The following is a 23,789-nucleotide window of genomic DNA, read 5'->3' on the forward strand; positions in this document are numbered from 1 at the left end:
ATGGCGCACGACGTCGTGCCCTGGAACAATCCCGAGCCGCTGACCGGCCCCATCGGCGTGCCGCTCGTCGACCTGCTGGACCGGTTGCTGGCAACCGGTGTGGTGGTCAGCGGAGACCTGGTGATCGCGATCGCGGACGTCCCGCTCGTACGACTGTCGCTCCACGCCCTGCTGTCGTCCGTCAACGAGCGGATCCCGTCACCCTGGGCAGACGGAGGTCCGCTGTGACCGCCTCCCGCGCTTCCCGCGTCGACGTGGACACGGATCAGCTCGGGCACGACCTCGTCGCTCTCGTCCTGACCGTGGTGGAACTGCTGAGGCAGCTGATGGAGCGACAGGCCATTCGCCGCATCGATCAGGGGGACCTCACCGATCGGCAGGTCGACGAGATCGGGACCACGCTCATGCTGCTCGACCAGCGCATGACCGAATTGTGCGAGCAGCACGGCGTGCGGCCCGAGGACCTGAACCTCGACCTGGGGCCGCTGGGGACACTGCTGCCGCGCAGCTGACGGGGCTCAGACGGTCAGGAGGGTCTTGACCATCCCGTCCTTCTTCTCCTGGAAGGTGCGGTATGCCTGCGGCCCTTCCGCCAGGGGCAGCCGGTGTGTGGCGAAACCGTCGACGCCCAAGGGGTCGGAATCCTCGAGCAGCGGGAGGATGTCGTCCACCCAGTGCCTGACATTGGCCTGGCCCATGCGCAGCTGGACCTGCTTGTCGAACAGGGTCAGCATCGGCACGGGATCGATCGCACCTCCGTAGACGCCGACGACGGAGATGGTCCCGCCGCGGCGCACGGCGTCGACGGCCGTGTTGAAGGCGGCCATGCAGTCGAGGCCGGCATGCTCCATGACCTTGGCGCCCAGCGCGTCGGGCAGCCGTGCCGCGATCCGTTGGGCCGTCCTCACGATGGGTGCTCCGTGCGCCTCCATACCGACGGCCTCGATGACGGCGTCCGTGCCGCGTCCGTGGGTGAGACGGCGGATCTCGTCCGCCACGTTGTCGTGTTCCTCCAGGTCCAGCGCGGTGACGCCACGCGCGCGCGACCTGGCCAGCCGTTCCGGTACCAGGTCCACGCCGATGACCTGTTCCACCCCCTGGTGGAGGGCGATCCGCGTAGCCATGTCACCGATCGGGCCGAGCCCGAGAACCGTCAGGCTTCCGCCCGGCGACACATCGGCGTAGGCGACCGCCTGCCATGCGGTGGGCAGCACGTCCGACAGGTAGACGAAGCGGTCGTCCGGCGGACCGTGGGGCACTTTGACGGGCAGGGTGTTGCCGAAGGGGACACGGAGCAGTTCCGCCTGTCCGCCCGGTACCTGCCCGTACAGCTTGGAGAACCCGAAGAGTGATGCCCCGGTGCCGCGCTCCTGTACCTGCGTGGTCTCGCACTGCGACTGCAGGCCCTGTTCGCACATCCAGCACGTACCGCAGGAGATGTTGAAAGGGACCACGACACGGTCGCCGACCGCGACCGCGGTGACCGCAGGGCCGACCTCCTCGACGATTCCCATCGGCTCGTGTCCGAGAATGTCACCTGCATCGAGAAAGGGGCCCAGGACCTCGTACAAATGCAGATCGGACCCGCATATACCCGTAGATGTAATGCGCACGATGATGTCCGTAGGATCCACGATCTTCGGATCGGGCACCGTCTCGACGCGTACGTCGCGCTTTCCTTGCCAGGTGAGCGCCTTCATCGTGACCTTCTCCCCGGTGTGCCGATCTATGGCGCACCACGTAGAAATGGCCCCTCTCCCTGTATACGCCGCCTGAGCATGCCCGGCGCATCGGAGTGAATATACGTGGTGGTCATTGCGGTCACTGCGGGCATATGCTCAAAAGAGCTCACATTTCGAGCCGAGGGCCGTACGGTCGGAGGAAACGATGATCATTATTGGAGCAATTCTCCTCATCCTCGGCCTGGTGACCGGGCTGGGCGTCTTGTGGACCATCGGCATCATCCTGCTGGTCATCGGGGTCATCCTGTGGCTCCTGGGGTCCGTGGGTCATGCAGTCGGCGGCCGCAAGCACTATTGGTGACCTCCCGGCTGAGTGTTCCGACGGGTTTGAACTGCGCACGGCCGGGCACAGCCCAAGTGGCGCGGGAGCGCTCCCACGCCGTTGAATCCCCCCACTCCCGAAGGTGGAGATCGAGCATGAATTGTCATGATCACTTCAAATTAAGTCCCTGGGTGTTTCGCTTGGGCGGCGTGCTCGTTGCCGCGCTGCTCTGCATGCTCCCCTGGACCGGGACAGCGAACGCCCACGGCTCCGTGATCGACCCGGCCTCCCGCAACTACGGTTGCTGGCTGCGCTGGGGCAGTGACTTCCAGAACCCGGCCATGGCACAGGAAGACCCCATGTGCTGGCAGGCGTGGCAGGCAGATCCGAACGCCATGTGGAACTGGAACGGGTTGTACCGCAACGGCTCCGGCGGCAACTTCCCGGCCGCGGTGCCCGACGGTCAGCTGTGCAGCGGCGGCCGGACCGAGAGCGGCCGCTACAACTCGCTCGACACGGTGGGTGCCTGGAAGACCACGGACATCGGCAGCGACTTCACCGTGAAGCTGTACGACCAGGCCAGCCACGGCGCCGACTACTTCAAGGTCTTCGTCACCGAAGAGGGCTTCGACCCCGCCTCCCAGCCGCTGACGTGGGGTGACCTCCAGTTGGTGGCGGAGACCGGCAGCTACGGCCCCAGCCAGAACTACGAGGTCCCGGTGAGCACCTCAGGCCTCAGCGGTCGGCATGTGGTCTACACGATCTGGCAGGCCTCGCACATGGACCAGACCTATTTCCTGTGCAGTGACGTGAACTTCGTCTGACGCACACCTGTCCCGCCGGATCCCCCTGTCCGGTCGGACCTCGCGCGCGGATCCCGCCGTCCCGGCGGGGTCCGCGCCGCCCTGTCGACGGCAGTTGAGAGGGGTTGGCGGCCCCGATTGGCGAGGAACGCCCGTTCGGCCTACGGTCGATGGGTGAACGTTTCCGTTCACCCACTGTGCGAACGGCTCGAATTGCAGTACTGCTATGACGGAATCAGCGGCGAATACCTCGACACTTGCCGAATCCCCGGAGCGGGGCCGCGGCAAGGGTATGGCACTGTTCGTCATCGCCTCGTGCCAGCTGATGGTCGTTCTCGACATCACCATCGTCAACATCGCACTTCCGCACATCCAGACCTCGCTGGGCTTCTCGACCGAGAGCCTGTCCTGGGTCATCAACGCCTACACCCTGACCTTCGGCGGGCTGCTGCTGCTCGGCGGCCGGCTTGGCGACATCCTCGGGCGCCGGAGAGTCTTCATCTTCGGCGTCCTGCTCTTCGTGTTCGCCTCGCTGCTGGGTGGACTCTCGCAGGATTCCTGGCAGTTGCTCGCAGCCCGTGCGCTGCAGGGCGTCGGCGGCGCGATCGCGTCTCCCACGGCGCTCTCGCTCATCACCACGACCTTCCGCGAAGGACCCGAGCGGAACAGGGCATTCGGCGTGTTCGCCGCAGTCTCCGCGGGTGGCAGTGCGATCGGCCTGCTGGCGGGCGGAATCCTGGTGGAATGGCTCGACTGGCGATGGGTGTTCTTCGTCAATGTGCCCATCGGGCTGCTGATCGCCTTGGCGACACCCCGCTACATCAAGGAGTCGGAACGCCATCCAGGTCACTTCGACGTCCTCGGTGCGCTCACTTCCACGATCGGCATGGTGCTCCTCGTCTACGGCTTCATCCGCGCCTCGGAGGACGGCTGGAGCGACAGCCTGACCATCGGGTCGTTCCTCGCGGCGCTGCTGTTCCTGGGCCTGTTCCTTGCCGTCGAGAGCCGGTCGAAGCAGCCCATCACCCCCTTGAAGATGTTCCGCGACCGCAATCGCGCCGGCACCTACGGAATGATGCTGAGCCTGGCGGCGGCGATGTTCGGCATGTTCTTCTTCCTGACGCTCTTCGTGCAGAACATCCTGGACTTCAGTCCGCTGCAGGCGGGGCTCGCCTTCCTCCCCATAAGCGTGGTCATCGCCATCAGTGCGGGTATCGCCTCGCAGTTGCTGCCCAAGTGGGGGCCGAAGCCCTTCATGGTCGTGGGTGCGGTCCTGGCGGCTCTGGGACTCGGCTGGCTGACGTTCACCGACATCCACAGCAGCTACCTGGGGAGCATCCTGGGCCCGATGCTGGTCTTCGGCTTCGGCATGGGGATGCAGTTCGTGTCGCTGACGCTGATGGCCGTCTCCGGAGTGGCACCGCGGGAGGCGGGAGCCGCGTCGGGCGTCCTCAACGCAACTCAGCAGGTGGGCGGTTCGCTGGGCCTGTCCATCCTGGTCACGGTCTTCGGTACGGCCAGCCGCAACGAGGCCACCGACCAGGTACCGGCCTTCCTGGCCGAGTCGACCCCGGCCCAGCAGCTGGAATTCCGCAGGACGGGCGAACTCCCGGCCCCCTGGGGTAACGAGGTGCTGGCCTCAGGAGTCTCCAGCGCGTTCGTCGTCGCTGCCGTCATGGCCGTTGTCGCCGCACTGATCGCCCTGTTCGTGATTCAGGTGCGCGCCTCCGACCTGGAACGCCTGCGCGGCGGAGCGGTGATGCCGGGTGGCGGGACGGGCGGCGAGGAGGCTGCTCAGGGGAAGGGCCGGCCGGACAGTGCCACGGGCTCTCCCGCCCCGGTACGGAATCGGGGCGCGGACGACGCGGACGTGCACCGGGACCCGGACGGTTGAGGCCTGCCGGGCAGGGCGACCCCGTCGGCGGGCCCGGTGGGTCACAGCAGGTTGACGAGCCGTATGTAGCGCACCCAGTCCCAGTTGACCCCGGGGTCGGTGTGGTCGCTGCCAGGGACCTCGTGGTGACCGATGATGTGTGCACGATCCTTGGTCAGGCCGTAGCGGTCGCAGATGTTCGCGGTGAGCCTGGCCGACTGCTCGTACATGGAATGTGTGAAGTAGGCAGGCCGGTCTACCCAGCCCTCGTGCTCGATGCCGATGCTTCGGGTGTTGTGGTCCCAGTTCCCCGCGTGCCAGGCGACGTCCTTCTCGCGCACGCACTGGGCCACGTAACCGTCCCCCGAGCGCACCACGTAGTGCGCCGAGACCTGCTTGTCCGGATTCCGGAAGATGCCGATCGTGTCGGCGAAGGTTTCCTGGGCGACGTGGATGACGACGAAGTCGACCGGATACGCCGAAGGCCGACTCGACGCCGTGTAGTTGGAAGGGGAAGCCGGAGCCCAGTGGGCCGACGGGTAGTCCGTGTCGCCCGTGGGGACCGCGGCTGCTCGGACCGATGCCGGTAAGAGGGCCGCGGCGGCTGTGACGGATGCACTCTGGAGAATCCTTCTGCGGCGCATCGACACTCCTGTTCGGGAGACGCCCGTAGTCCGTGACGGGCCGTCCGCTTTACGGCAGAGTAACCGGCCGTCTCACGGTAGGGCTGGGTTACGGGGGAAGGAAGAGGTCCTCCCGTGGGGGAACGGCACGCGCGCACAACGGCAACCGGGCGCAGGCGTCGCGGGACCGACGGCTGCGCCCGGTGACGGTGTGTCGTGCGGGATCAACCCCTCGGCAGTGACGGCAGCTTGGGCGGTGTCGACGACGTCTCGGTACCGCCGGCAGCAGGTGAGGAACGGGACGGCCGGCCGCTCAGACGTCGGACAGTGCCCCGGCCAGCGCGCCCGCCGGATCCTCGTCCGCCGGCCCGGCCGGAAGCCACCGGCCGCGCTCCTTGCGGTACGGCCACCAGCGTCCGTCCCGCCCGTACCGCAACTGCGCACCGGAGCCCGTTGCGGTCCAGCGGTTGTTCGCGGCGCGCAGCTGCGGGCCCTCGCCGTCCTCCCATGCGGCGGCCAGCTGCGCACGGGCCCGCGCGAGCTCTTCCGGGCCCGGCAGCCACTCCTCGTCGAACACCGCCAGCGCGGCCGTTCCCCCGTACTGCCAGGCCCGTACAGCGGCGTCCAGGTCCGCCCGCGGCCGTCCCGAGGCCGAGGCGAGACGGGCGGACACCTGACCGTACGGCCGGGTGCAGGCAGCCAGCCGCACCGCGTCCTGATCCGGCGTCAACCCCTGTGCCACGGGCTGCTGTTCGTGACCTTCGGCGAGGGCATCCGCCAGCATCGCGAAGGCCCGTACGGCGCTGTCCGCCGCCAGTACCTCCAGAGCGGCAGGGTCGACGCCCGCCACCGGATCCGTCTCCGAATCCAGCGACGGCGGCGGACCCGGTTCCGCAGGCAGCGGCGGAGGAGGGGGCAGGGGCGGCAGGATGTCCCGCGCGGCGAACGCCTCGTCGGCCCGGACGCCGCGCGGGAGACCCGCACCCGCCAGAGGGTCCGGCCCTGGATCCGCATGGTCCGCCCCACGGACGGCACGCGCGGCACTGCGCACCTGGAGCTCGTCCAGCAGCCGCCGTTCGTCACGTCCCCGCAGCAGCAGCAGGACGAACGGGTCCTGGTCCAGGAGCCGTGCCACCTGGTAGCACAGGGCCCCCGTGTGCGGGCAGTGGTCCCACGCCTCGCAGCTGCACTCGGGCTCCAGGTCGCCGATCTCCGGCAGCAGTTCGACTCCGGCTGCCGCCGCGTCCTCCACCAGATGAGGGGGCATCTCACGGTCCAGCAGCGCGGCGATGTGCCCGGACCGTTCCGACGCCATGTCCAGGAAACGGTCCCACTCCGCCTCGCTCAGCTGCTGGAGGAGCACATCACTTCGGTACGCGGTCGAATCGCGGTCCTGTACGACCGCGGTGATCCGGCCCGGCCGGACGGAGACCGCGCCGACCCTGCCCTCGCGGGCCAGCTTGCGGCCCTTCTTGAGCTGTTGACCGTCGAGCGCCGTGTCCTCCAGCGCCTTCAGCCACGCCTGCCCCCACCAGGACGACGCGAATCCCCTGCCGTGTGCGGGCGGGAGGGCCGCGAACGTACGCTCCGGTCCGTGGCTGTCGTTCATCGTGCGCCCCCTCGCAGTTCGACCAGGTCGGCCAGTTCGGCGTCCGTCAGTTCCGTCAGCGCCGCCTCGCCGCCGCCGAGGACGGCGTCCGCCAGCTTCTGCTTGCGGACGAGCATGTCGGCGATCCGGTCCTCGATGGTTCCCTCGGCGATCAGCCGGTGCACCTGGACCGGCTGGGTCTGCCCGATCCGGTACGCACGGTCGGTGGCCTGCGCCTCCACGGCCGGATTCCACCAGCGGTCGAAGTGCACCACGTGCCCGGCGCGGGTGAGGTTGAGCCCCGTACCCGCAGCCTTGAGCGACAGCAGGAACACCGGGGCACCGCCCGCCTGGAACCGGTTCACCATGGCCTCCCGCGCGGCGACGGGCGTGCCACCGTGCAGGAACTGGGTGGGCACCCCGCGGGCTGCCAGATGCTGTTCGAGCAGCCGCGCCATCTGCACGTACTGGGTGAACACCAGCACACTCGCCCCCTCCGACAAAATCGTGTCGAGCAGCTCGTCCAGCAGCTCCACCTTGCCCGAACGGTCCGCGATCCGGGGCCGCTCCTCCTTGAGGTACTGCGCCGGGTGGTTGCAGATCTGCTTGAGCGCCGTCAGGAGTTTCACGACGAGTCCGCGTCGCGCGAAGCCGTCGGCGCCGGAGATCTCGGCGAGGGTCTCCCGCACCACCGCCTCATACAGACCGGTCTGTTCCGCCGTCAGTGACACCGCGCGGTCGGTCTCCGTCTTCGGCGGCAGCTCCGGCGCGATGCCGGGGTCGGACTTGCGGCGCCGCAGGAGGAACGGACGTACCAGTGCGGCCAGCCGCTCGCCGGCGGCAGGGTCGTTGCCGCCCTCGACCACGCCTGCGTACCTGGTACGGAACGTACCGAGCCTGCCCAGCAGCCCGGGGGTCGTCCAGTCGAGGATGGCCCACAACTCGGAGAGGTTGTTCTCGACGGGGGTGCCGGTGAGCGCGACGCGTGCTCCGGCGCCGATGGTCCGCAGCTGCTTGGCCGTTGCCGAGTGCGGATTCTTCACGTGCTGGGCCTCGTCGGCGACGACCATGCCCCACGACGCCTGTGCGAGCCGTGCCGCGTCGAGGCGCATCGTGCCGTACGTGGTGAGGACGAACTCGCCGTCGGCCAGGTCCTCCAGGGAACGCGCCGCGCCGTGGAAGCGGCGTACCGGCGTGCCCGGGGCGAACTTCTCGATCTCCCGCTGCCAGTTGCCCATCAGGGAGGTCGGGCACACCACGAGGGTCGGCCCCGCGGCGCGCTCGATGCCCTGGCGGTGCAGATGCAGGGCGATCAGGGTGATGGTCTTGCCGAGCCCCATGTCGTCGGCGAGACAACCGCCGAGGCCGAGCGACGTCATGGTGTGCAGCCAGTTCAGGCCGCGCAGCTGGTAGTCACGCAGGTTCGCGGCGAGTGCCTTCGGCTGACCGACCGTCTGCAGGTCCCGCGACTCCGGGTCGGCGAGACGCACGCGCAGTTCCTCGAGCCAGCCCGTCGCCGAAACCTGCACGCGCCGTCCGCCGATGTCCGCGGTTCCCGTCAGCACGGTGCCCAGGGCGTCGATGGGCGTGACCTTCCGGTCCTGAGCCTCCCGGGCGTGCCGGGCCTCCTCCGGGTCGATGAGGACCCACTGGTCACGCAACCTGACCAGAGGTCTGCCCGCTTCGGCGAGCCGGTCGAGTTCCTCGCGGCTCAGCTTCCGGTCCCCGAGCGCGAACCGCCAGTCGAACGAGAGCAGCGCGTCGGCGGACATGAGCGAGGGCGTGCCCGATTCCGTCCTCACGGGGCGGTCTGCCGCGCCCTCCTGCTCGTCCCGGCCGAACGCGCCCGAGGGACCGATCACCGCGCGCGCGGTGAGCTTCCTGGCGAGCTCCTTGGGCCAGTGCACCTGAACTCCCGTCGCGGCGAGGGCACGGGCGGCGGGGCCGAGCAGCTCCGCGATCTCCTCGTCGGCCGGCTCGACCGCGTCCGGCACGGCGGCCGACAGCAGCGGTGTCAGCGGAGGCCAGGCGCGGGCGGCGCGGCGCAGTGCCAACAGGGCGTCCATGCGGGCGCGCGGGCCGAACAGCGAGGCGCCGGGGGAGCGGGCAGCCCATACGTCGGCCGCGTCCGCGACCAGGGCGGGATCCTGAACGCTGTGGATCTGCAGGACGGCACGGAACGACGGCTGTGCGTCCGCACCGTCCGCCGCGTCGGTCGCCCCGGAGAGGCCCAGCACTTCGATACGCAGAGAGAGCCGGACGCCCGCGTCGTTGCCGGCGGCCACATCGGCCGCCCACGGCCGTAGCCCGGGCAGGTGCTGGGCGGCCCGGGACGCGAACGCGGGCCCGCCCGTGACGAGTTCGGCGGCCGGGGTGCGAGGCATTCCGTCGGCGACGGCATCGAGGAACGAGCGCAGCAGCGGCTCGGGTTCGGCGAGCATGACCGTATCCGCAGCCGCGTCGAGCGGCACCGCGTGAGCGGTGGGTGGCATGGAAGCCGCCAGGATCCTGATCCGTTCAAGGTCCTCGGCGGTGAGCGGGCCGGCGCGCCAGGCGTCGTTGTCGCCGGGGCTCAGCCCAGGCAGGAGCAGCCCACGCGCGACGAGTTGAAGGGCGAGCATCCCGGCGGCGCCCCAGAACGCCGTCGCGGCGGAGGCGTCCGCGCTCGCGCGCGCCCGTGTGAGAACGGGCAGCGCGTCACGTACCGGCACGGCCAACGCCTGCACGGTGCAGGGGCGGGCGTCGCTTCCGACGACCGTCAGTTCCGTCGAACTCCCTGGTCCACCGGGAGGGGTGCTACCGTCCGGGTTCCAGAACGCGATCAGGCCGGTACGGGCCGGATCCGCGGGGAGGAAGACTGCGGAGCAGCGGGACAGTTCAACGATCTCGTCGTGTGTTGTTGCCGCAGGGAGCCTGTGCACAGCGATGTCAGATTCCTCAAATTTGACTAGTGAGCCCGGGGTCGCCGAGGGTACTCCATCCAAGGCCCGTTCCGGGAGAAATGCACAGTGAGCCACCTCACTCATTTCTGCCTTCTGAAGCTTGGGGTGCAGTCGGCATCACCACGGGGGAGGGGGCTGGCCCCCGCACGACCGGGGTGGTGACGTCATGGCAGCCGCAGGCCCGCCATCCGTACGTTTGACGAGGTCAGCGTAGATGCCCCAGAAACCGGAGACGTCATGCCCCAGGCGGTAGCCACCGTTGCGCACCACACCCGTGACGGATCGGAAGGTCCGGGAACCTCCCAGGCCTCCGGCAGTGATTTCGCACCGCTCCTGAAGGCCGTGAAGAGCCAGGGACTCCTGGAGCGCCGCACCGGCTGGTACGCGGCGGGCATCTCCGCCAACCTGGTCGCTCTCGGAGGGGTCATCACCGGCATGGTGGTCCTCGGTGACACGTGGTGGACCCTGTTCCTCGCCCTTCCGCTGGCCGTCCTGTGGACGCGTACCGCCTTCTTCGGGCACGACGCCGGGCACGCGCAGATATCCGGGAACCGCAAGGCGAGCCGCAGTGTCGGGCTGGTCCACGCCAACCTGCTCCTCGGCATGAACGAGGCCTGGTGGAACGACAAGCACGTACGGCACCACGCCAATCCCAACCACATCGACAAGGACCCCGACGTCGGGGTCGGCGCCCTGGTGTGGACGCAGAAGCAGGCGGCACAGCGCGAGGGCTTCGCCCGTTGGCTCACGCGCAATCAGGCGCGGCTCTTCTTCCCGATGCTGCTCCTCGAGGGCATCGCCCTCAAGATCTACGGCTTCCAGTTCCTGCGCCGCCAGCCCGTCCGCGAGCGTACGCTCGCCGGTCTGTTGCTGGCCGGCCACCTCGCGCTGTACGCGACGCTGCTTCTCACCACGATGTCGCTGGGCAAGGCCGTCGTCTTCGCCCTCGTGCACCACGCGCTCTTCGGCCTCCACCTGGGCATGGCCTTCGCGCCGAACCACAAGGGCATGGAGATGCCCGACCCGGACGGCGACCGCTGGGGCCACCTGCAGCGCCAGGTCCTCACCTCACGCAACGTCCGCGGCGCCGTCCTCACGGACTGGTTCCTCGGCGGCCTGAACTACCAGATCGAGCACCATCTCTTCCCGAGCATGCCACGCCCCCACCTGCGGCTGGCGCAGCCGCTGGTCAGGGCCCACTGCCGCGAGATCGGGATGCCGTACGCGGAGACCGGCCTCATCGAGTCCTACCGGCAGGCCCTGGAGCACATGCATGAGGTCGGCGAGCCGCTGCGCTAGACGGGAACGGCCTGCTGGAACCGATGGGCGGTCGCGGGCGTTCTCACATCAGGAGCGGCTCGGGCCGCGGAGGAGGCATGGATCATGTCGAACGGTGCAAAGATCGCCATCGGGGGAGTCGTCGCGGCAGTCGTCCTGATTCCGTTCATCGGATTCTGGTGGTCGCTGCTGGTCCTCATCGGGGTGCCCACGGTGGGCTACCTGATGCTCGATCCGGCCCAGAGGCGCAGGCTCCGCAGGATCAGCCGTAAGGAGATAGGGCGCTGAACAGCACAGTCGTGGCCGTCAGCAGTAACGGCGTGTACGCGTTCACCAAACCGAACCGGGACAGCGTCACCCTGCTGACCGGGCTCGGAGTGGAGGGTGACGTCCACGCAGGTGTCACGGTCAAACACCGGTCGCGAGTCGCTCAGGACCCGACGCAGCCCAACCTGCGGCAGGTCCACCTGATCCATCAGGAGCTGTTCGCCGAACTGCGGGAGGCGGGATTCGACGTCGCGCCCGGTGACCTGGGTGAGAACGTCACCACCGGCGGCATCGACCTTCTCGCCCTTCCGGCGGGCACGCTGCTCCACCTCGGCGACGAGGCTGTCGTCGAGGTGACGGGCCTGCGCAACCCGTGCCTCCAGATCGACCGCTTCCAGGACGGACTGCTCAAGCAGGTCGTCGGGAGGGACCAGGACGGCGGCATCGTCCGGAAGGCCGGGATCATGGGCATCGTCAGAGTCGGCGGAGTCGTGCGGCCCGGTGACCCCGTCACGAGCGAGCTGCCCGCCGAACCGCACCGTCCGCTGGAGCGGGTCTAGGACCTCCTGTCCGGCCCGCTCGGGTGCAGGCGTGCTGGTCCGGGTCCGCACAGACCGCCTGCTCCCACGGATCGGCGCGGTGGCGGCTGCCGGTCACTCGTTGCGGACCCTGGACTCAGGTCGGCCGCACCGCCAACTCGTCCAGTGACTTCAACAGTCCCGGCAGTTCGGGGCCGCGGCCGACCGGGAGGACCTCGCCCGGCTCCTCGTCCAGCAGGACGAATGCGATGTCGTCGGTTCGGGCGACCAGGGACCAGCCGGGGCCGTCGACGCGCAGCATGCGGGCCCCGCCGGGGGCGAACGCGGAGCGTATCCGGCCGGGCGGGGGTGGGGCCGATATGTATCCGTCGGCCTCTTCGAGCGCTCGGCGAACGCCAGGGTGCTGCCGGGAGCCATTGCCTTCCGCGGCATTGCCGGCATTCCCCTGCCCACCCTTCGATGCCTGCTCGGCCGTAGCCTGCCCGCCTTCCGGCTTCCCGTCCTCCGGCGCTTTCCCGCCGGGCCTGCTGAACGTGGTGTCGTCGTCGATCTGCTCGCGCCAGGCGGCCCACTGCAGGGCTATCTCGTCCGCGCCGAGACGGCGCTGGGCCGCTCCCCACGCCTCGGTGTCCGGCGGTGTCAGGGGTGCCGGGTCGGTTCCCTCGGCAGCAGGGTCCGGCAGCGGGTCGTGCGGCTCGGGAACGCCGGGCGCCGCGACCGCCAGGGCCAGCGGCCAGCCCGGCAGTGCGCATACCACCGAGCGGTCGTCCGGGGAGAGGTCGTACTCCATGCCGCAGTCCCAGGAGGCGATGGCGACAGCCACCAGAGAGACATCATCGACGACGACCGTCCAGCGGGCGCCGCCGCCGTCCTGGCCGAGCACCAGACCGTATCCCTCGGCGTACGGCTCGAGGCCGAGTGCGCCGCACGCGGCCACGTAGTCGTCGCCGAGCACGCTCGGGAACTGCGCGGGGGTCAGCAGTACCGCGGTCAGCACAAACAGTGCGTCGTCGTCGGCGACCGCCTCATCGGTCCCGGCCACAGCACCCTCCTCTTTCCTCACAGCTTCGTCCGTCGGCGCACCTTAACTACTCGGTAACCCTGCCGTCGAGGCCCTGACAAGGGATCTTGCCCGGTGGGGGAGGGTCTCGGCCCCCGCTCCGGCACGCCGGAGCACCCCCTCGCACCGTGGTGCCCGTCAGCCCGGCCCGCGTAGGCTCGTGCCTCCGGCCGACGAGGGGACAGCCAGGGTGAAGCGGTTCGAACGGCTCAAGGAGATCCAGCGTCTCGACCCGGAGCGGGACTTCCTCGAGATCTACCGTCTCACCGTGACGTACGAATTCCCCTGGGACGTCACCCGCGCACTCGAACTCGCCCTGTACCGCACCTACGCCGTCCCCAGTATCGGCCGACTTCTCGCGGAGACGGGGGAACTGACGGAACGTTCACAGAAGCGGTACGACGACACCGCGCTTCTCCTCGACTCCGTCGTGGAGCACGGCTTCGACAGCGACGCAGGACGCACGGCGGTCCGGCGGATCAACCGGATGCACCGCAGCTACGACATCAGCGACGACGACATGCGCTACGTCCTGTGCACCTTCGTGGTCACCCCGAAACGGTGGCTCGACACCTACGGCTGGCGCAGGCTGTCCGGACACGAGCTGCGCGCCTTCGCCGCCTACTACCGAACCCTCGGCACGCATCTGGGCATCAAGGACGTGCCGCAGACGTACGAGGACTTCGAGCGCACCCTGGACACCTACGAGGAGGAGCACTTCGGCTGGGACGAGGGTGCACGCTCGGTCTCCGACGCGACGCTGGCCCTCATGGGTTCCTGGTATCCGCGCCCCCTCGCACCCGTCGTGCGCAAGGCGGCGCTGGCGCTGCTCGACGATTCGCTGCTGCGGACGTTCCGCTACGAACGCCCCGGCCCCGTCGCCCGGGGGCTGACCCGCGGAACGCTGCGCCTGAGGGCCCGAGCCGTACGGCTCCTGCCACCCCGCTCAACCGCGCACTACGCCCGTCAGAACCCCGAGATCAAGGGCTACCCGAACGGGTACGAGGTCGCCGGGCTCGGCACGTTCCCCACTCCGGGCGTCCGCGGATGCCCGGTCCCGCACGAGCGGCCCTCAGGCAGTCCGGTCGAGTGAGCCGAGGGTGGAGCGGAGCCATCTCAGCTCGGTCTCACTGGTCGCCCGGGCGATCGTGAGGATTCCCTGGCGGAACGGATCGTCCAGTTCCTCGGCGCGCAGCGGCCGGTCCCCGGCGTAGAAGAAGCTCGCGGGCTCCTCCAGGAAGGCCAGCCGCCGCCGGAGCACCTCGGCCTGGGCCGACGGGTCCGGCAGATGGCGCAGGAACGCCAGGAGTGTGAACCAGCGATTCTCGTCGGTGATGTCGCCCCTGGCGGGTTCCGCCAGACGGTGCCGCAGTTCCGTTCTGCCCGCCTCGGTCAGTGTCAGGACGTGACGGGGTGCGGCCGTGCTGCCCGGCTGCGTCTCCCGGGCAAGCAGCCCCGCTTTCTCCAACCGCTTGATGGCCGGATAGAGCGTGCTTTCCGCGACCGGCCTCACGTGTCCGGTCAGGGCCGTGATGCGTTTGCGCAGTTCGTAGCCGTGCAGGGGGGCGTCGTACAGGAATCCGAGGATGGAGAGCTCCAGCATGCCCGCATTCTGCCTCATACGCGGAGTACATCGTTGCGATAATACATCGGTGACGATGTATGCTCCAGGCGAAGCGGTACGCGGACGAGTGGGGGAGTGGGACCAGTGCACGAGGCGAAGTTCGACCAGCGGGGCAGTGTCGTCCGGTGGACCGAGTCGGGCGGGGCGCCCGACGACATCGGCGCGGCCTCGGTGTACGTGCACGGGCTCGGAGCGATGTCCTCCGTGTATCACGCGCACATCTCGGCCGACCCGGCGCTGACCGGGCGCCGTTCACTCCTCGTCGACCTTCCCGGCCACGGCATCAGCGACCGGCCCCAGGATTTCGGCTACACGCTGGAGGACCACGCGGACGCTCTGGCCGCCGCACTCGACGGAGCGGGAGTGCGCGGCGCGGACCTCATCGGCCACAGCATGGGCGGCGCGGTGGCGATCGTCCTCGCGCACCGGCGTCCGGAGCTCGTCCGGCGCCTGGTCCTCACCGAGGCCAACCTCGATCCGTACCCGCCGGTCACCGCGGGCAGCAGTGGCATCGCCGGACAGTCGGAGGAGGAGTTCGTGCACGGCGGCGGCTTCGCCCGGGTGCTGGCGCGGGTGGGTCCGGCCTGGGCCGCGACCATGCGGCTCGCCGACCCGCTCGCCCTGCACCGCACGGCGACCGGCCTGGCACGCGGCACCGACCCGACCATGCGCCGGATGCTGATGGAGTCGCCGGCCGAGCGTGTGTTCCTGCAGGGCGCGCTGAGCGGTGAACTCCCTGGCAGACAGGAGCTGATGGCCGCCGGCGTCCGGGTGGAGACCGTCCCGAAGGCCGGACACGTCCTCATGTTCGACCGCCCGGATGCACTGGTGCGAGCTGTCGCCGGGCGTCCCGTGTGACGCGCGGACGCTCAGTGCGCGCGTACGGCGAGCACCAGGAAGCGGTCGTCCTCGTCGGTGTACGAGTCAAGTACCCACCCCGCGTGTGCCAGCAGGGGACCGAGATGCGGCTCCGCCCGTAGATCGGCGTCGGAGATGCTGCGGCCGTGCCGCGCGGCGAGCGCGGCCCGGCCGATCGGGTGGAACAGTGCCAGCCGGCCACCGGGGCGCACGACGCGTGCCAGCTCGCGCAGTCCCTCTCCCGGATGGGTGAGATGGGAGATCAGGCCGGCCGCGAACACCGCGTCCAGCGCTCCGCCGCGCACCGGCAGCCGTGCCGCGTCGGCCACGAGCAGGTCACCACTGGCGGCCCGCCCCGCCCGTACCGCCGCATCCAGCATGGCCGGTGTGAGGTCGGCGCCGAGCACCTTGCCGCCAGGTCCCACGGCGTCCCTCAGGTGCGGAAGTGCGCGCCCCGTACCGCAGCCCGCGTCGAGAACGGCGTCGCCGGGGCGCAGCCCGAGGGTGTCGACGGCGGCGGCGTACGCGGGCCCGTCATCCGGGAACCGGCTGTCCCAGCCCGCTGCTCGGACCGAGAAGAAATCCTGGACATGTGCGTGGTCGTCGGCCATGCAGACATGATCGCGTAGTCCGTATCCGAGCGAAACGGCACGGTGCGGTGCGCACGTTCGAACCCGGCCCGATCGTTCGGGAACATCTCTCTGTCATATTTCAACAGCTTTCGAAATGCGCCCCTGGCATACGCCCCTCAGCGGGCTAGCGTCCCCGATCCATGGGACACCTGGACCACGCCACCTTCGGCTGGCTGACACCCGCGCTGTCGTACGCGATGGCATCGATCGGCGCCGCACTCGGGCTCCGCTGCACCGTGCGCGCGCTCGCCACGAGCGGTCGTTCGCGCCGCAACTGGCTCCTCACCGCCGCATCCGCCATCGGAACGGGCATCTGGACGATGCACTTCGTCGCCATGCTCGGCTTCGGTGTCACCGGCACCGACATCCGCTACGACGTTCCGCTCACCCTGCTCAGCCTGCTGGTCGCCATGGTGGTGGTCGGGGCCGGAGTCTTCGTGGTCGGCTACGGTCGTGACCGCTCGCGTGCGCTCCTCATCGGCGGCCTCACGACCGGGCTCGGGGTCGCCAGCATGCACTACCTCGGCATGGCCGCCCTGAGACTGCACGGCACCGTCGCGTACGACCCGCTGCTCGTGGCGCTCTCGGTGACGATCGCCGTCGTCGCCGCGACAGCGGCACTCTGGGCGGCACTGAACATCAGGACGCCCGGGGCCGTGGCTATCGCGTCACTCGTCATGGGCGCGGCAGTCAGCAGCATGCACTACACCGGAATGCTGGCCGTCGGAGTCCGCGTCGCGCCGTCGGGATCGGAGCTCTCCGGAGCGACCGTGATGCAGTTCATCTTCCCGCTCGCCGTCGGCCTTGGCTCGTACCTCTTCCTCACTTCGGCGTTCGTCGCGCTCTCACCGGCGGCCCGCGAGCGCGTCGAGGACGCCACCGAACGGGCCCCGGCCGCCATGGCGCCCTGACGCCGGGGCGGCGGAAACACCGCCCCGGCGACCGGACGGCGCGGAGTCCGGCCGTACACAGCACTCGGGGCACTCAGCTCCACACCTGGAACGAGGAGGCCATGCGCACACCCCGCACGACGACCCCCGACCCCGGTGCGCACGCCGAACGGGCCGCGCCACCGCCGCGCGGACGACGCGCGCACGCAGGCCGGCCGGCCGACGAGCGCACCGACCACGAGACCGGGTCGGCGGCGCCGGACGATCTCCTGGCGCGCCGCGGATCCCTGCGCCCCAGGACCGTGCGGGCCAAGGTCATTTCCCTGCTGATGGTCCCGGTCGTCTCACTGCTCGCCCTGTGGGGCTTCGCCACCGTCACCACGGCGCAGGACGTGGCCCGACTGCGCGAACTGCAACGCGTGGACAGCACCGTACGAGCACCGGTCCAGACGGCCGTCGCCGCCCTGCAGACCGAACGCGAGGCGGCACTGCGCCAGTCGGTGGCCCCGGGCACCGGGCACGCCGCTGACCTGAAGCGGCAGGCGAAGCACACCGATGCCGCGCTCGGAGCGCTGCGCCTGGGCGACCGGCACACGGTCGCCGACGCAGGCAACCTCCCCGCGGGAGTCGCGGGCCGGCTCAGCACCTTCCTCGAGCACACCCAACAACTCACCACCCTGCGCAGCAGCCTCCTGGACCCTCCCGCCCGCGGTTCCCGGGGCCGGGACCGGGACGCCGACCGACGCGCCGACGCGGAGGCCGCGTTCACGCAGTACTCCGAGGCCATCTCCGCTGCGTTCGGTGTCTCCGGCGCACTGACCGGGATTCAGGACGCCGAGCTGGGATCAGAGGCCCGCGTCCTGCTCGAACTGGCGCGGAGCGGCGAGATGCTGGCGCGGGAGGACGCACTGCTGGCCTCCGCCGGACTCACCGGGACACTCGACGGTGAGCAGCTGCGCGACTTCACCGGCGCGGTGGCGACCCGCCGGAGCCTCGCAGGTACGGCCGGGGCCGATCTGCCGTCCACCGGCCGAAGTGCCTGGCGCGTCCTCACCGAAGACGGCGCCTATCGCAGGATCACGGCAGCCGAGGACAAGGTGCTCCAGGCGGAGCCGGGCCGCCGAGCCGCGCAGGCGGTGTCCGCCGCGGCATGGGAACGCGACGCGACGGCCGTGCGTGAGGAGCTGAGCTCGATCGAAACCGGCGCGACCGACCGTGCCGCCGACCCCTTTGCCCGCGCACTGTTCAGTCCCGCCGGAGCGGCAGTCCTCTTCGGATTCTTCGCCGCCGCCGCCTCACTCATGATCTCCGTGCGCATCGGCCGGGCGCTCGTGGTCGAGCTCGTCAGCCTGCGCAACAGCGCGCTGGAGATCGCCCGGCGCAAACTGCCTCGCGCCATGGAGCGACTGCGCGCCGGCGAGGAGCTGGACATCCGGGCGGAGGCGCCGCCCGGCAAGCCTTCCCACGACGAGATCGGCCAGGTGGGCGAAGCGCTCGACACCGTTCACCGTGCCGCGCTCAGCGCCGCCGTCGAACGCGCCGAACTCGCCAGCGGGATCTCCGGAGTCTTCGTCAACCTCGCCCGTCGCAGCCAGGTTCTCGTCCACCGCCAGCTCACCCTCCTCGACGGCATGGAGCGTCGCGCCGAGGATCCCAACGAGCTGGGCGACCTGTTCCGGCTCGATCACCTCACGACCCGGATGAGGAGGCACGCGGAGAGCCTGATCATTCTCTCCGGGGCGGCACCCGGGCGCGCCTGGCGGATGCCCGTACCACTGACCAACGTCGTGCGTGCCGCCGTCTCCGAGATCGAGGACTACTCACGGGTGGAGGTGCGGGCGCTGCCGGATGCGGGCGTCAAGGGGGCCGCAGTGGCCGACCTCACCCACCTCCTGGCCGAACTCGTCGAGAACGCGGCACAGTTCTCCCCTCCGCACACCAAGGTGCGCATCAGTGGCGAACCGGTGGGCAACGGCTACGCCCTGGAGATCGAGGACCGCGGGCTCGGCATGGGCAAGGAGTTGCTCGGCGAGGCCAACCGGCGCATCGAGCAGTCGGAGGCCCTCGACCTCTTCGACAGCGACAGGCTCGGCCTCTTCGTGGTGAGCAGACTCTCCGCCCGTCACCAGGTCAAGGTCCAGCTGCGCACCTCGCCGTACGGGGGCACGACGGCGGTGGTACTGCTGCCGACCGCAGTGCTCCAGGGCGGACTGCCGGCAGGGCAGGCGGCCGCTCCTGCGGGCGCCGACCCCGGGAACGCTGCGACGGTGGCCCGGGACGACGACGGCAGCAGGGCGCCGGGACCAGGGCACCGCGCGGCTGCCTCGCGCCCCACCGCGTTCCCCGCCCCCGTGGCCGTGCCCGCGATCGAGCCGCGTGCGCCCGTCGAAGCCCGCACAGGCCCCAGGACCGCACCCGCCCCGGTCACCTCGCTGCACCGGCGCGCGCGCCCCTCGGGTTCCAAGGGACCCTCGGGTTCCACGGGTCTCTCGGGAGTTCCGGGTCCCGCCAGCCCTTCGGACGAGGACGGCGAGCTGCCGCGTCGGGTCCGGCAGGCCAGCCTCGTACCCCAGCTGCGTGAGAGGCCGCACCCGGAGCGCGGCGACTCGCGCGACCGAGGGGCCACTCCGCCGCTCGAACGCACGCCCGAGCAGGCCCGCGACCGCATGACCGCCTACCGCAACGGATGGGTCCGCGGCGGCGGGACCGCGCCCGGCGGCAGCACATCCGGACCCGCTTCCGGTATCCGGCCGTACACCGAAGGAGACCAGGCATGATCGCGAACGAGAGGGCGGCGGCTCCCCGTGGCTCCGGCGAACTCGACTGGCTGCTGGACGATCTCGTCGCACGGGTCGGCGAAGTCCGGCACGCAGTCGTGCTGTCCAACGACGGGCTGGCCGTCGGTGCGTCCAGCGCCCTCAGCAGAGAGGACGCCGAGCACCTCGCGGCTGTGGCCTCGGGCTTTCACAGCCTCGCGAAAGGGGCGGGCCGGCACTTTCGCGCCGGGGGAGTGCGTCAGACGATGGTCGAGATGGACGAGGGCTTCCTGTTCGTCGCAGCAGCCGGCGACGGATCCTGTCTCGCCGTGCTGAGCACGGCCTTCGCGGACATCGGCCTCGTGGCCTACGAGATGGCGCGCCTGGTGAAGCGGGTGGGCGAGCACCTCGCCACGCCTGTGAGGCTCGCCGAACCACCGGCGACCGGCTGAGGGGGCGGCCGTGCGCACGGGCATGAGTGACGACGGCACAGGAGTGGGCAGCCAGTGGTACGACGCCGAGGCGGGCCCGCTGGTCCGCCCCTACGCCGTGACGGGAGGGCGTACCGATCCGGGGCCCAGCGGTGTGCGCTTCGACCTGATCGCGCTCGTGGCGGTCGACGAGGCCGCGCCGGACGGTTCCGACGAGGGACTGCTCGGCCCGGAGCACCGGGCGCTCCTGACGCTGTGCCGCAGCGAGACCCAGTCGGTCGCGGAACTCTCCGCCGACGCCGACCTGCCCGTCGGCGTGGTGAGAGTGCTCCTCGGCGATCTGCTCGAAGCCGGCTTCGTACGGGTCAGCCGTCCGGTCTCCCCGGCACAGCTTCCCGACGAGCGGATCCTGCGTGAGGTGATCGACGGCCTGCGGGCGCTGTGACCAGCCTCCTCCGCGATGGCTGTGCGCGCTGCCCTCGCGCGTCCGACACGTCGAATGCCTGGGGTGCCCGAATACCTGAAATGCCTCGAATACCTCGATCACCGAGTCGAATTCCGACCTGAGCGGCCGGATGTGAACATCGAACGGGTCCATCCGGCCACATCGGTCAAAAACCGTTCACTCCCTTCGGCGACGGCCGCTCCTTGCCATGCTGTCGCCTCTACTGATGGCACTCGCGAGAGAAGTGATGGATGTCCTCCGAGCATGTGGACAGCACGGGTGGGGAAGAGACCGAGGACACCACGGCCCTCGCTCTGAAGATATTGGTCGCCGGCGGCTTCGGGGTCGGCAAGACGACGCTGGTCGGAGCCGTCAGCGAGATCAGGCCCCTGCGCACCGAGGAACTCCTCAGTGAGGCAGGGCAGTCCGTGGACGACACCGGCGGAGTGGACCAGAAGACCACCACGACCGTGGCCATGGACTTCGGCCGCATCACCATCAGGTCCGGGCTGTCGCTCTATCTGTTCGGCACCCCGGGGCAGGACCGCTTCTGGTTCCTGTGGGACGAGCTGTCCACGGGGGCGCTGGGAGCGGTCGTGCTGGCCGACACCCGACGGCTCGAGGACTGTTTCCCGGCCGTCGACTACTTCGAGCACCGCCGCATTCCCTTCGTCGTCGCCGTCAACTGCTTCTCGGGTGCACGTACGTACGGGGAGGAGGACGTCTCCCGCGCACTCGACCTCGACCGGGGCACACCGGTCGTGCTGTGCGACGCGCGCGACCGTGCCTCAGGAAAGGAGGTCCTGATCCGCATGGTCGAGTACGCCGGGCGGATGCACACCGCCCGGCTGCTCGACTCGGTGGGGCAAGCCGGCGCGATCTGAGCCGGACGGAGTGGACCGTGCCGGTCCGCCGGCACGGTCCAGCCCTCTCGTTCGGATCTTGCCGGGCTCGCGTGCCCTGGCACCGCACCTCGCGGCGTTGTCGTCAGTCGGCGACGCTCCGCGTCGTCTCCTTGCTCCGCCTTGCGATGCACGGCACCGGACCCCGCTCCCCGGTCCGGCCTGAACCGACCGAAAGACCCTAGGAGGCCATATCCGCCATGGCCAGCACCTTGTCGATGTGCACGCGTACGACGAGTTCGCCGGCCACACCGTTGCGTGCCCCGAACTCCTCGGCCGCCTCCGCACCCATGTACCGGCCTGCGATACGGGTCGCCCAGTGGCGTAGTTCGGCGAGGTCCTCGCTCAGGTCCGCACGCCCTCGGAGCACGGCGAACGCGAACGGGGGCCGGTCGTCGTCCACGCAGATCGACACCCGTCCGTCCCGCGCCATATTGCGGCCCTTGACGCTCTCCTTCCCGGTGTTGAAGACCAGATCGTCACCGTCGAGCAGGAACCAGACGGGCGCGATGTGCGGGCTTCCGTCCGCGCGTACGGTAGAGATCTTGGCGGTGCGGGTCCCCTCCGAGAGGAACGCCCGCCATTCGTCCTGGGTCATGTGGTGTGCCATGAGTCCATCTTCGGACGACATCCCGAGCATGGCGTGAAGCGACGCCCCGGGGGCAGGGAGGCGCTTGCCCGCGAGGGGCCCGTGCGCGAGGCTTGCCCATCGACGCGGGGAACGAACGGGGAGGATGAGCACATGCCGATGGATCAGGGACTTGACTGGCTCCTTGACGATCTCACCAGCCGGGTGGAGCACATACAGCACGCGCTGGTGCTGTCGAACGACGGGCTGGTCACCGGAGCCAGCACGGAACTGGCACGTGAGGACGCCGAGCACCTGGCGGCGGTCTCGTCCGGACTGCACAGCCTGGCCAGGGGATCGGGGCGTCACTTCCGGGCCGGAAGAGCGCGTCAGACCATGGTGGAGTTCGACGAGGCACTGCTCTTTGTGACGGCGGCGGGTGACGGCAGCTGTCTGTGCGTGCTGAGTTCCGCGGAGGCCGACGTCGGCCAGGTCGCCTACGAGATGACCTTGATGGTCAATCGCGTGGGCGAGCACCTCGGCGTCACAGCACGGCAAGGTGCGGAGCGAACCGACCGCCTCTGAGCTGCGCTTCTCGCTGAGCATTCGGAGTTATCCACAGGGGCAGCGAGATCTGCCTCCCCTGGCTACCGTGGTCACAGAGAGTATTCGACCACACGGGGGAGGCCAGTCATGGCTGTCAAGGAAGCGGCACGCACTGCCCGCGCGGGAGCGAAGCGGACGGACGCGGGAGGGGGTGCGGGCGCCGGAGCGGCTGAGGGCGCGGGTAGCACGTTGGCCGCAGGGCGCGCCGCGCAGGAGCTGGAGTTGAAGCGCGGCGAGTTCGACCTCGCCGTCCATCTCGAGCTTATCAGCACGGACGCGCCGCCGGGCGGCGGAAGGCCGCGGGTCCGAAGGCAAGAAGTCGACAGGCTGCAAGCCATGGCCGGTTTCCCCGAATCCCTCCGGGACAGGGTGCGCACGGCGGGGACGGCGGAGGGCGCTGCACTGCTCGGCATCAGCGGTGTCCGCTTCAGCGGGCTCGCCCGGATCGGGTGCATCTCACCGGTGGCGTTCTATCTGAATCGGTACCGTGCGGTGGTCTGGCTCTATCTCGTGGACGAACTCGCAGGTTTCGGCGCCAAGGAGCCCGAGCTGCTCGCCGGAAAGAGCCCGGTCGGGATGCGGACCATGCTGGAGTCCGGCGTCGACTGGCGTGCGCGCAACTGGCGTGCGCGCAGGATCGACAGGTTGCTGAGCCGGACGGAGGATCCATGGGCGCGTGCCGCGGTACAGGCGTCCGCGCTGGACGCGGTCCAGCTCGCGGAAGTGGTGGACGACCCGTACGAACGCGCCTACCTTGCGCGTGTCCGGCCGGAACCTGCCTTCGGACGGCCGGGATCCGTGTCCGGGAGGGAGACCATGGGGCAGCTGATGCTGGCCGACGATCCGGACGAGATCCTGTGGCGCCGGGTGAACCTGGTCATGGAGCTGGACCGGGCGCGCGAGCGTCGCTCCGCTCCCCGGCCAGGTGGTGAATCCGGTGGTGCGCCGGTACCTGTACCCCTGCGGGCGAGGGAGGCGGTCGACCAGGTGCCGGGTCGCGCCGCCGTGCCGGCCGTCGCCGGGCCGGGCCTCCTTGCCCGGATCGGGCTGGGCAGGCGACGGAGCCGAGATCATTAAGTGCTTGCGACCGGCCCGTGGAC

At 69.9% G+C, this 23,789-nt stretch carries 25 protein-coding genes; 17 read left to right on the forward strand and 8 right to left on the reverse strand.

Annotation, left to right across the window (positions count from 1 at the left end; translation table 11 throughout):
* Positions 1-228: a gas vesicle protein gene (locus ABZS61_RS08140; RefSeq protein WP_356417324.1), complete on the forward strand. Its 228-nt coding sequence runs from the start codon at positions 1-3 to the stop codon at positions 226-228.
* The gene (locus ABZS61_RS08145) at positions 225-512 is read left to right on the forward strand and encodes a gas vesicle protein K (RefSeq protein WP_356417325.1); all 288 of its coding nucleotides are present in this window, start codon (positions 225-227) and stop codon (positions 510-512) included. Before ABZS61_RS08140 ends, ABZS61_RS08145 begins: the two co-directional genes overlap by 4 nt.
* A 6-nt stretch (positions 513-518) precedes the next feature.
* On the opposite strand, the gene ABZS61_RS08150 is transcribed toward ABZS61_RS08145, so the two are convergent.
* A complete protein-coding gene (locus ABZS61_RS08150) occupies positions 519-1,700 on the reverse strand; it encodes an alcohol dehydrogenase catalytic domain-containing protein (RefSeq protein WP_356417326.1) in 1,182 nt (393 codons plus the stop codon).
* A 187-nt stretch (positions 1,701-1,887) separates the two neighbouring features.
* Between ABZS61_RS08150 and ABZS61_RS08155 the strand changes: the two genes are divergently transcribed.
* From ABZS61_RS08155 to ABZS61_RS08165, 3 genes are all read left to right on the forward strand, one after another.
* Positions 1,888-2,043 carry a DUF6131 family protein gene (locus ABZS61_RS08155; protein WP_356417327.1) on the forward strand — a complete coding sequence of 52 codons (156 nt, stop codon included), beginning with the start codon at positions 1,888-1,890 and terminating at the stop codon, positions 2,041-2,043.
* 116 nt (positions 2,044-2,159) lie between these two features.
* Positions 2,160-2,828: a lytic polysaccharide monooxygenase gene (locus ABZS61_RS08160; protein WP_356417328.1), complete on the forward strand. Its 669-nt coding sequence runs from the start codon at positions 2,160-2,162 to the stop codon at positions 2,826-2,828.
* Between the two features lie 205 nt (positions 2,829-3,033).
* Positions 3,034-4,701 carry an MFS transporter gene (locus ABZS61_RS08165; protein ID WP_356417329.1) on the forward strand — a complete coding sequence of 556 codons (1,668 nt, stop codon included), beginning with the start codon at positions 3,034-3,036 and terminating at the stop codon, positions 4,699-4,701.
* Between the two features lie 41 nt (positions 4,702-4,742).
* Here the strand turns inward: ABZS61_RS08165 and ABZS61_RS08170 are convergent, their stop codons facing one another.
* The 3 genes from ABZS61_RS08170 to ABZS61_RS08180 form a co-directional block, all read right to left on the reverse strand.
* A complete protein-coding gene (locus ABZS61_RS08170) occupies positions 4,743-5,324 on the reverse strand; it encodes an N-acetylmuramoyl-L-alanine amidase (RefSeq protein WP_356417330.1) in 582 nt (193 codons plus the stop codon).
* A gap of 292 nt (positions 5,325-5,616) precedes the next feature.
* Positions 5,617-6,912, reverse strand: coding sequence for an SWF or SNF family helicase (locus ABZS61_RS08175; protein ID WP_356417331.1), 1,296 nt, complete (start codon positions 6,910-6,912; stop codon positions 5,617-5,619).
* Positions 6,909-9,812 carry a DEAD/DEAH box helicase gene (locus ABZS61_RS08180; protein WP_356417332.1) on the reverse strand — a complete coding sequence of 968 codons (2,904 nt, stop codon included), beginning with the start codon at positions 9,810-9,812 and terminating at the stop codon, positions 6,909-6,911. Before ABZS61_RS08180 ends, ABZS61_RS08175 begins: the two co-directional genes overlap by 4 nt.
* Before the next feature lie 258 nt (positions 9,813-10,070).
* On the opposite strand from ABZS61_RS08180, the gene ABZS61_RS08185 reads away from it, so the two are divergent.
* The 3 genes from ABZS61_RS08185 to ABZS61_RS08195 all read left to right on the forward strand — a co-directional run bounded on the left by ABZS61_RS08185 (position 10,071) and on the right by ABZS61_RS08195 (position 11,938).
* The gene (locus tag ABZS61_RS08185; RefSeq protein WP_356417333.1) at positions 10,071-11,132 is read left to right on the forward strand and encodes an acyl-CoA desaturase; all 1,062 of its coding nucleotides are present in this window, start codon (positions 10,071-10,073) and stop codon (positions 11,130-11,132) included.
* Positions 11,133-11,216: 84 nt separating this feature from the next.
* Positions 11,217-11,399 (forward strand): hypothetical protein, encoded by a 183-nt coding sequence (locus tag ABZS61_RS08190; RefSeq protein WP_329237680.1) that lies wholly within the window; start codon positions 11,217-11,219, stop codon positions 11,397-11,399.
* Positions 11,396-11,938, forward strand: coding sequence for an MOSC domain-containing protein (locus ABZS61_RS08195; protein ID WP_356417523.1), 543 nt, complete (start codon positions 11,396-11,398; stop codon positions 11,936-11,938). Before ABZS61_RS08190 ends, ABZS61_RS08195 begins: the two co-directional genes overlap by 4 nt.
* A gap of 115 nt (positions 11,939-12,053) precedes the next feature.
* On the opposite strand, the gene ABZS61_RS08200 is transcribed toward ABZS61_RS08195, so the two are convergent.
* Positions 12,054-12,959 (reverse strand): hypothetical protein, encoded by a 906-nt coding sequence (locus tag ABZS61_RS08200; protein WP_356417334.1) that lies wholly within the window; start codon positions 12,957-12,959, stop codon positions 12,054-12,056.
* Positions 12,960-13,167: 208 nt separating this feature from the next.
* On the opposite strand from ABZS61_RS08200, the gene ABZS61_RS08205 reads away from it, so the two are divergent.
* Complete coding sequence (locus ABZS61_RS08205) at positions 13,168-14,070, forward strand: oxygenase MpaB family protein (protein ID WP_356417335.1); 903 nt, start codon at positions 13,168-13,170, stop codon at positions 14,068-14,070.
* Here the strand turns inward: ABZS61_RS08205 and ABZS61_RS08210 are convergent.
* Complete coding sequence (locus ABZS61_RS08210) at positions 14,050-14,580, reverse strand: PadR family transcriptional regulator (RefSeq protein ID WP_356417524.1); 531 nt, start codon at positions 14,578-14,580, stop codon at positions 14,050-14,052. The two genes, ABZS61_RS08205 and ABZS61_RS08210, sit on opposite strands and share 21 nt — an antisense overlap.
* 105 nt (positions 14,581-14,685) lie before the next feature.
* Between ABZS61_RS08210 and ABZS61_RS08215 the strand changes: the two genes are divergently transcribed.
* Positions 14,686-15,459: an alpha/beta hydrolase gene (locus ABZS61_RS08215; RefSeq protein ID WP_356417336.1), complete on the forward strand. Its 774-nt coding sequence runs from the start codon at positions 14,686-14,688 to the stop codon at positions 15,457-15,459.
* An 11-nt stretch (positions 15,460-15,470) separates the two neighbouring features.
* Here the strand turns inward: ABZS61_RS08215 and ABZS61_RS08220 are convergent, their stop codons facing one another.
* Positions 15,471-16,070 carry a methyltransferase domain-containing protein gene (locus ABZS61_RS08220; protein ID WP_356417337.1) on the reverse strand — a complete coding sequence of 200 codons (600 nt, stop codon included), beginning with the start codon at positions 16,068-16,070 and terminating at the stop codon, positions 15,471-15,473.
* 161 nt (positions 16,071-16,231) lie between these two features.
* Here ABZS61_RS08220 and ABZS61_RS08225 point away from each other — a divergent pair, with 161 nt between their 5' ends.
* From ABZS61_RS08225 to ABZS61_RS08245, 5 genes are all read left to right on the forward strand, one after another.
* Positions 16,232-17,002 (forward strand): MHYT domain-containing protein, encoded by a 771-nt coding sequence (locus tag ABZS61_RS08225; protein WP_356417338.1) that lies wholly within the window; start codon positions 16,232-16,234, stop codon positions 17,000-17,002.
* 101 nt (positions 17,003-17,103) lie between these two features.
* A complete protein-coding gene (locus ABZS61_RS08230) occupies positions 17,104-19,758 on the forward strand; it encodes a nitrate- and nitrite sensing domain-containing protein (protein ID WP_356417339.1) in 2,655 nt (884 codons plus the stop codon).
* Entirely contained in the window at positions 19,755-20,189 is a 435-nt protein-coding gene (locus ABZS61_RS08235; RefSeq protein ID WP_356417340.1) for a roadblock/LC7 domain-containing protein, read from the forward strand. Before ABZS61_RS08230 ends, ABZS61_RS08235 begins: the two co-directional genes overlap by 4 nt.
* Before the next feature lie 22 nt (positions 20,190-20,211).
* Positions 20,212-20,613 carry a DUF742 domain-containing protein gene (locus ABZS61_RS08240; RefSeq protein ID WP_356417525.1) on the forward strand — a complete coding sequence of 134 codons (402 nt, stop codon included), beginning with the start codon at positions 20,212-20,214 and terminating at the stop codon, positions 20,611-20,613.
* A 251-nt stretch (positions 20,614-20,864) separates the two neighbouring features.
* On the forward strand, positions 20,865-21,497 hold the full coding sequence (locus tag ABZS61_RS08245; protein WP_356417341.1) for an ATP/GTP-binding protein: 633 nt from the start codon (positions 20,865-20,867) through the stop codon (positions 21,495-21,497).
* 199 nt (positions 21,498-21,696) lie between these two features.
* Here ABZS61_RS08245 and ABZS61_RS08250 read toward each other — a convergent pair whose 3' ends face one another.
* Complete coding sequence (locus ABZS61_RS08250) at positions 21,697-22,125, reverse strand: PPOX class F420-dependent oxidoreductase (protein ID WP_356417342.1); 429 nt, start codon at positions 22,123-22,125, stop codon at positions 21,697-21,699.
* Positions 22,126-22,257: 132 nt separating this feature from the next.
* Here ABZS61_RS08250 and ABZS61_RS08255 point away from each other — a divergent pair, with 132 nt between their 5' ends.
* Entirely contained in the window at positions 22,258-22,668 is a 411-nt protein-coding gene (locus tag ABZS61_RS08255; protein ID WP_356417343.1) for a roadblock/LC7 domain-containing protein, read from the forward strand.
* 108 nt (positions 22,669-22,776) lie between these two features.
* A complete protein-coding gene (locus ABZS61_RS08260) occupies positions 22,777-23,766 on the forward strand; it encodes a DUF6397 family protein (RefSeq protein ID WP_356417344.1) in 990 nt (329 codons plus the stop codon).
* Positions 23,767-23,789 lie beyond the last annotated feature (23 nt).

It is taken from the genome of Streptomyces sp. NPDC005566 (assembly GCF_040605575.1).
In the GTDB taxonomy this organism is placed as follows: Bacteria; Actinomycetota; Actinomycetes; order Streptomycetales; family Streptomycetaceae; genus Streptomyces.

Coding starts and splice junctions, on each gene's coding strand:
- ABZS61_RS08140 (WP_356417324.1), top strand. CDS start 1: ATGGCGCACGACGTCGTGCCCTGGAACAATCCCGAGCCGCTGACCGGC.
- ABZS61_RS08150 (WP_356417326.1), bottom strand. CDS start 1,700: ATGAAGGCGCTCACCTGGCAAGGAAAGCGCGACGTACGCGTCGAGACG.
- ABZS61_RS08155 (WP_356417327.1), top strand. CDS start 1,888: ATGATCATTATTGGAGCAATTCTCCTCATCCTCGGCCTGGTGACCGGG.
- ABZS61_RS08160 (WP_356417328.1), top strand. CDS start 2,160: ATGAATTGTCATGATCACTTCAAATTAAGTCCCTGGGTGTTTCGCTTG.
- ABZS61_RS08165 (WP_356417329.1), top strand. CDS start 3,034: ATGACGGAATCAGCGGCGAATACCTCGACACTTGCCGAATCCCCGGAG.
- ABZS61_RS08170 (WP_356417330.1), bottom strand. CDS start 5,324: ATGCGCCGCAGAAGGATTCTCCAGAGTGCATCCGTCACAGCCGCCGCG.
- ABZS61_RS08175 (WP_356417331.1), bottom strand. CDS start 6,912: ATGAACGACAGCCACGGACCGGAGCGTACGTTCGCGGCCCTCCCGCCC.
- ABZS61_RS08185 (WP_356417333.1), top strand. CDS start 10,071: ATGCCCCAGGCGGTAGCCACCGTTGCGCACCACACCCGTGACGGATCG.
- ABZS61_RS08190 (WP_329237680.1), top strand. CDS start 11,217: ATGTCGAACGGTGCAAAGATCGCCATCGGGGGAGTCGTCGCGGCAGTC.
- ABZS61_RS08210 (WP_356417524.1), bottom strand. CDS start 14,580: ATGCTGGAGCTCTCCATCCTCGGATTCCTGTACGACGCCCCCCTGCAC.
- ABZS61_RS08220 (WP_356417337.1), bottom strand. CDS start 16,070: ATGGCCGACGACCACGCACATGTCCAGGATTTCTTCTCGGTCCGAGCA.
- ABZS61_RS08225 (WP_356417338.1), top strand. CDS start 16,232: ATGGGACACCTGGACCACGCCACCTTCGGCTGGCTGACACCCGCGCTG.
- ABZS61_RS08230 (WP_356417339.1), top strand. CDS start 17,104: ATGCGCACACCCCGCACGACGACCCCCGACCCCGGTGCGCACGCCGAA.
- ABZS61_RS08235 (WP_356417340.1), top strand. CDS start 19,755: ATGATCGCGAACGAGAGGGCGGCGGCTCCCCGTGGCTCCGGCGAACTC.
- ABZS61_RS08240 (WP_356417525.1), top strand. CDS start 20,212: ATGAGTGACGACGGCACAGGAGTGGGCAGCCAGTGGTACGACGCCGAG.
- ABZS61_RS08245 (WP_356417341.1), top strand. CDS start 20,865: ATGTCCTCCGAGCATGTGGACAGCACGGGTGGGGAAGAGACCGAGGAC.
- ABZS61_RS08250 (WP_356417342.1), bottom strand. CDS start 22,125: ATGGCACACCACATGACCCAGGACGAATGGCGGGCGTTCCTCTCGGAG.
- ABZS61_RS08255 (WP_356417343.1), top strand. CDS start 22,258: ATGCCGATGGATCAGGGACTTGACTGGCTCCTTGACGATCTCACCAGC.
- ABZS61_RS08260 (WP_356417344.1), top strand. CDS start 22,777: ATGGCTGTCAAGGAAGCGGCACGCACTGCCCGCGCGGGAGCGAAGCGG.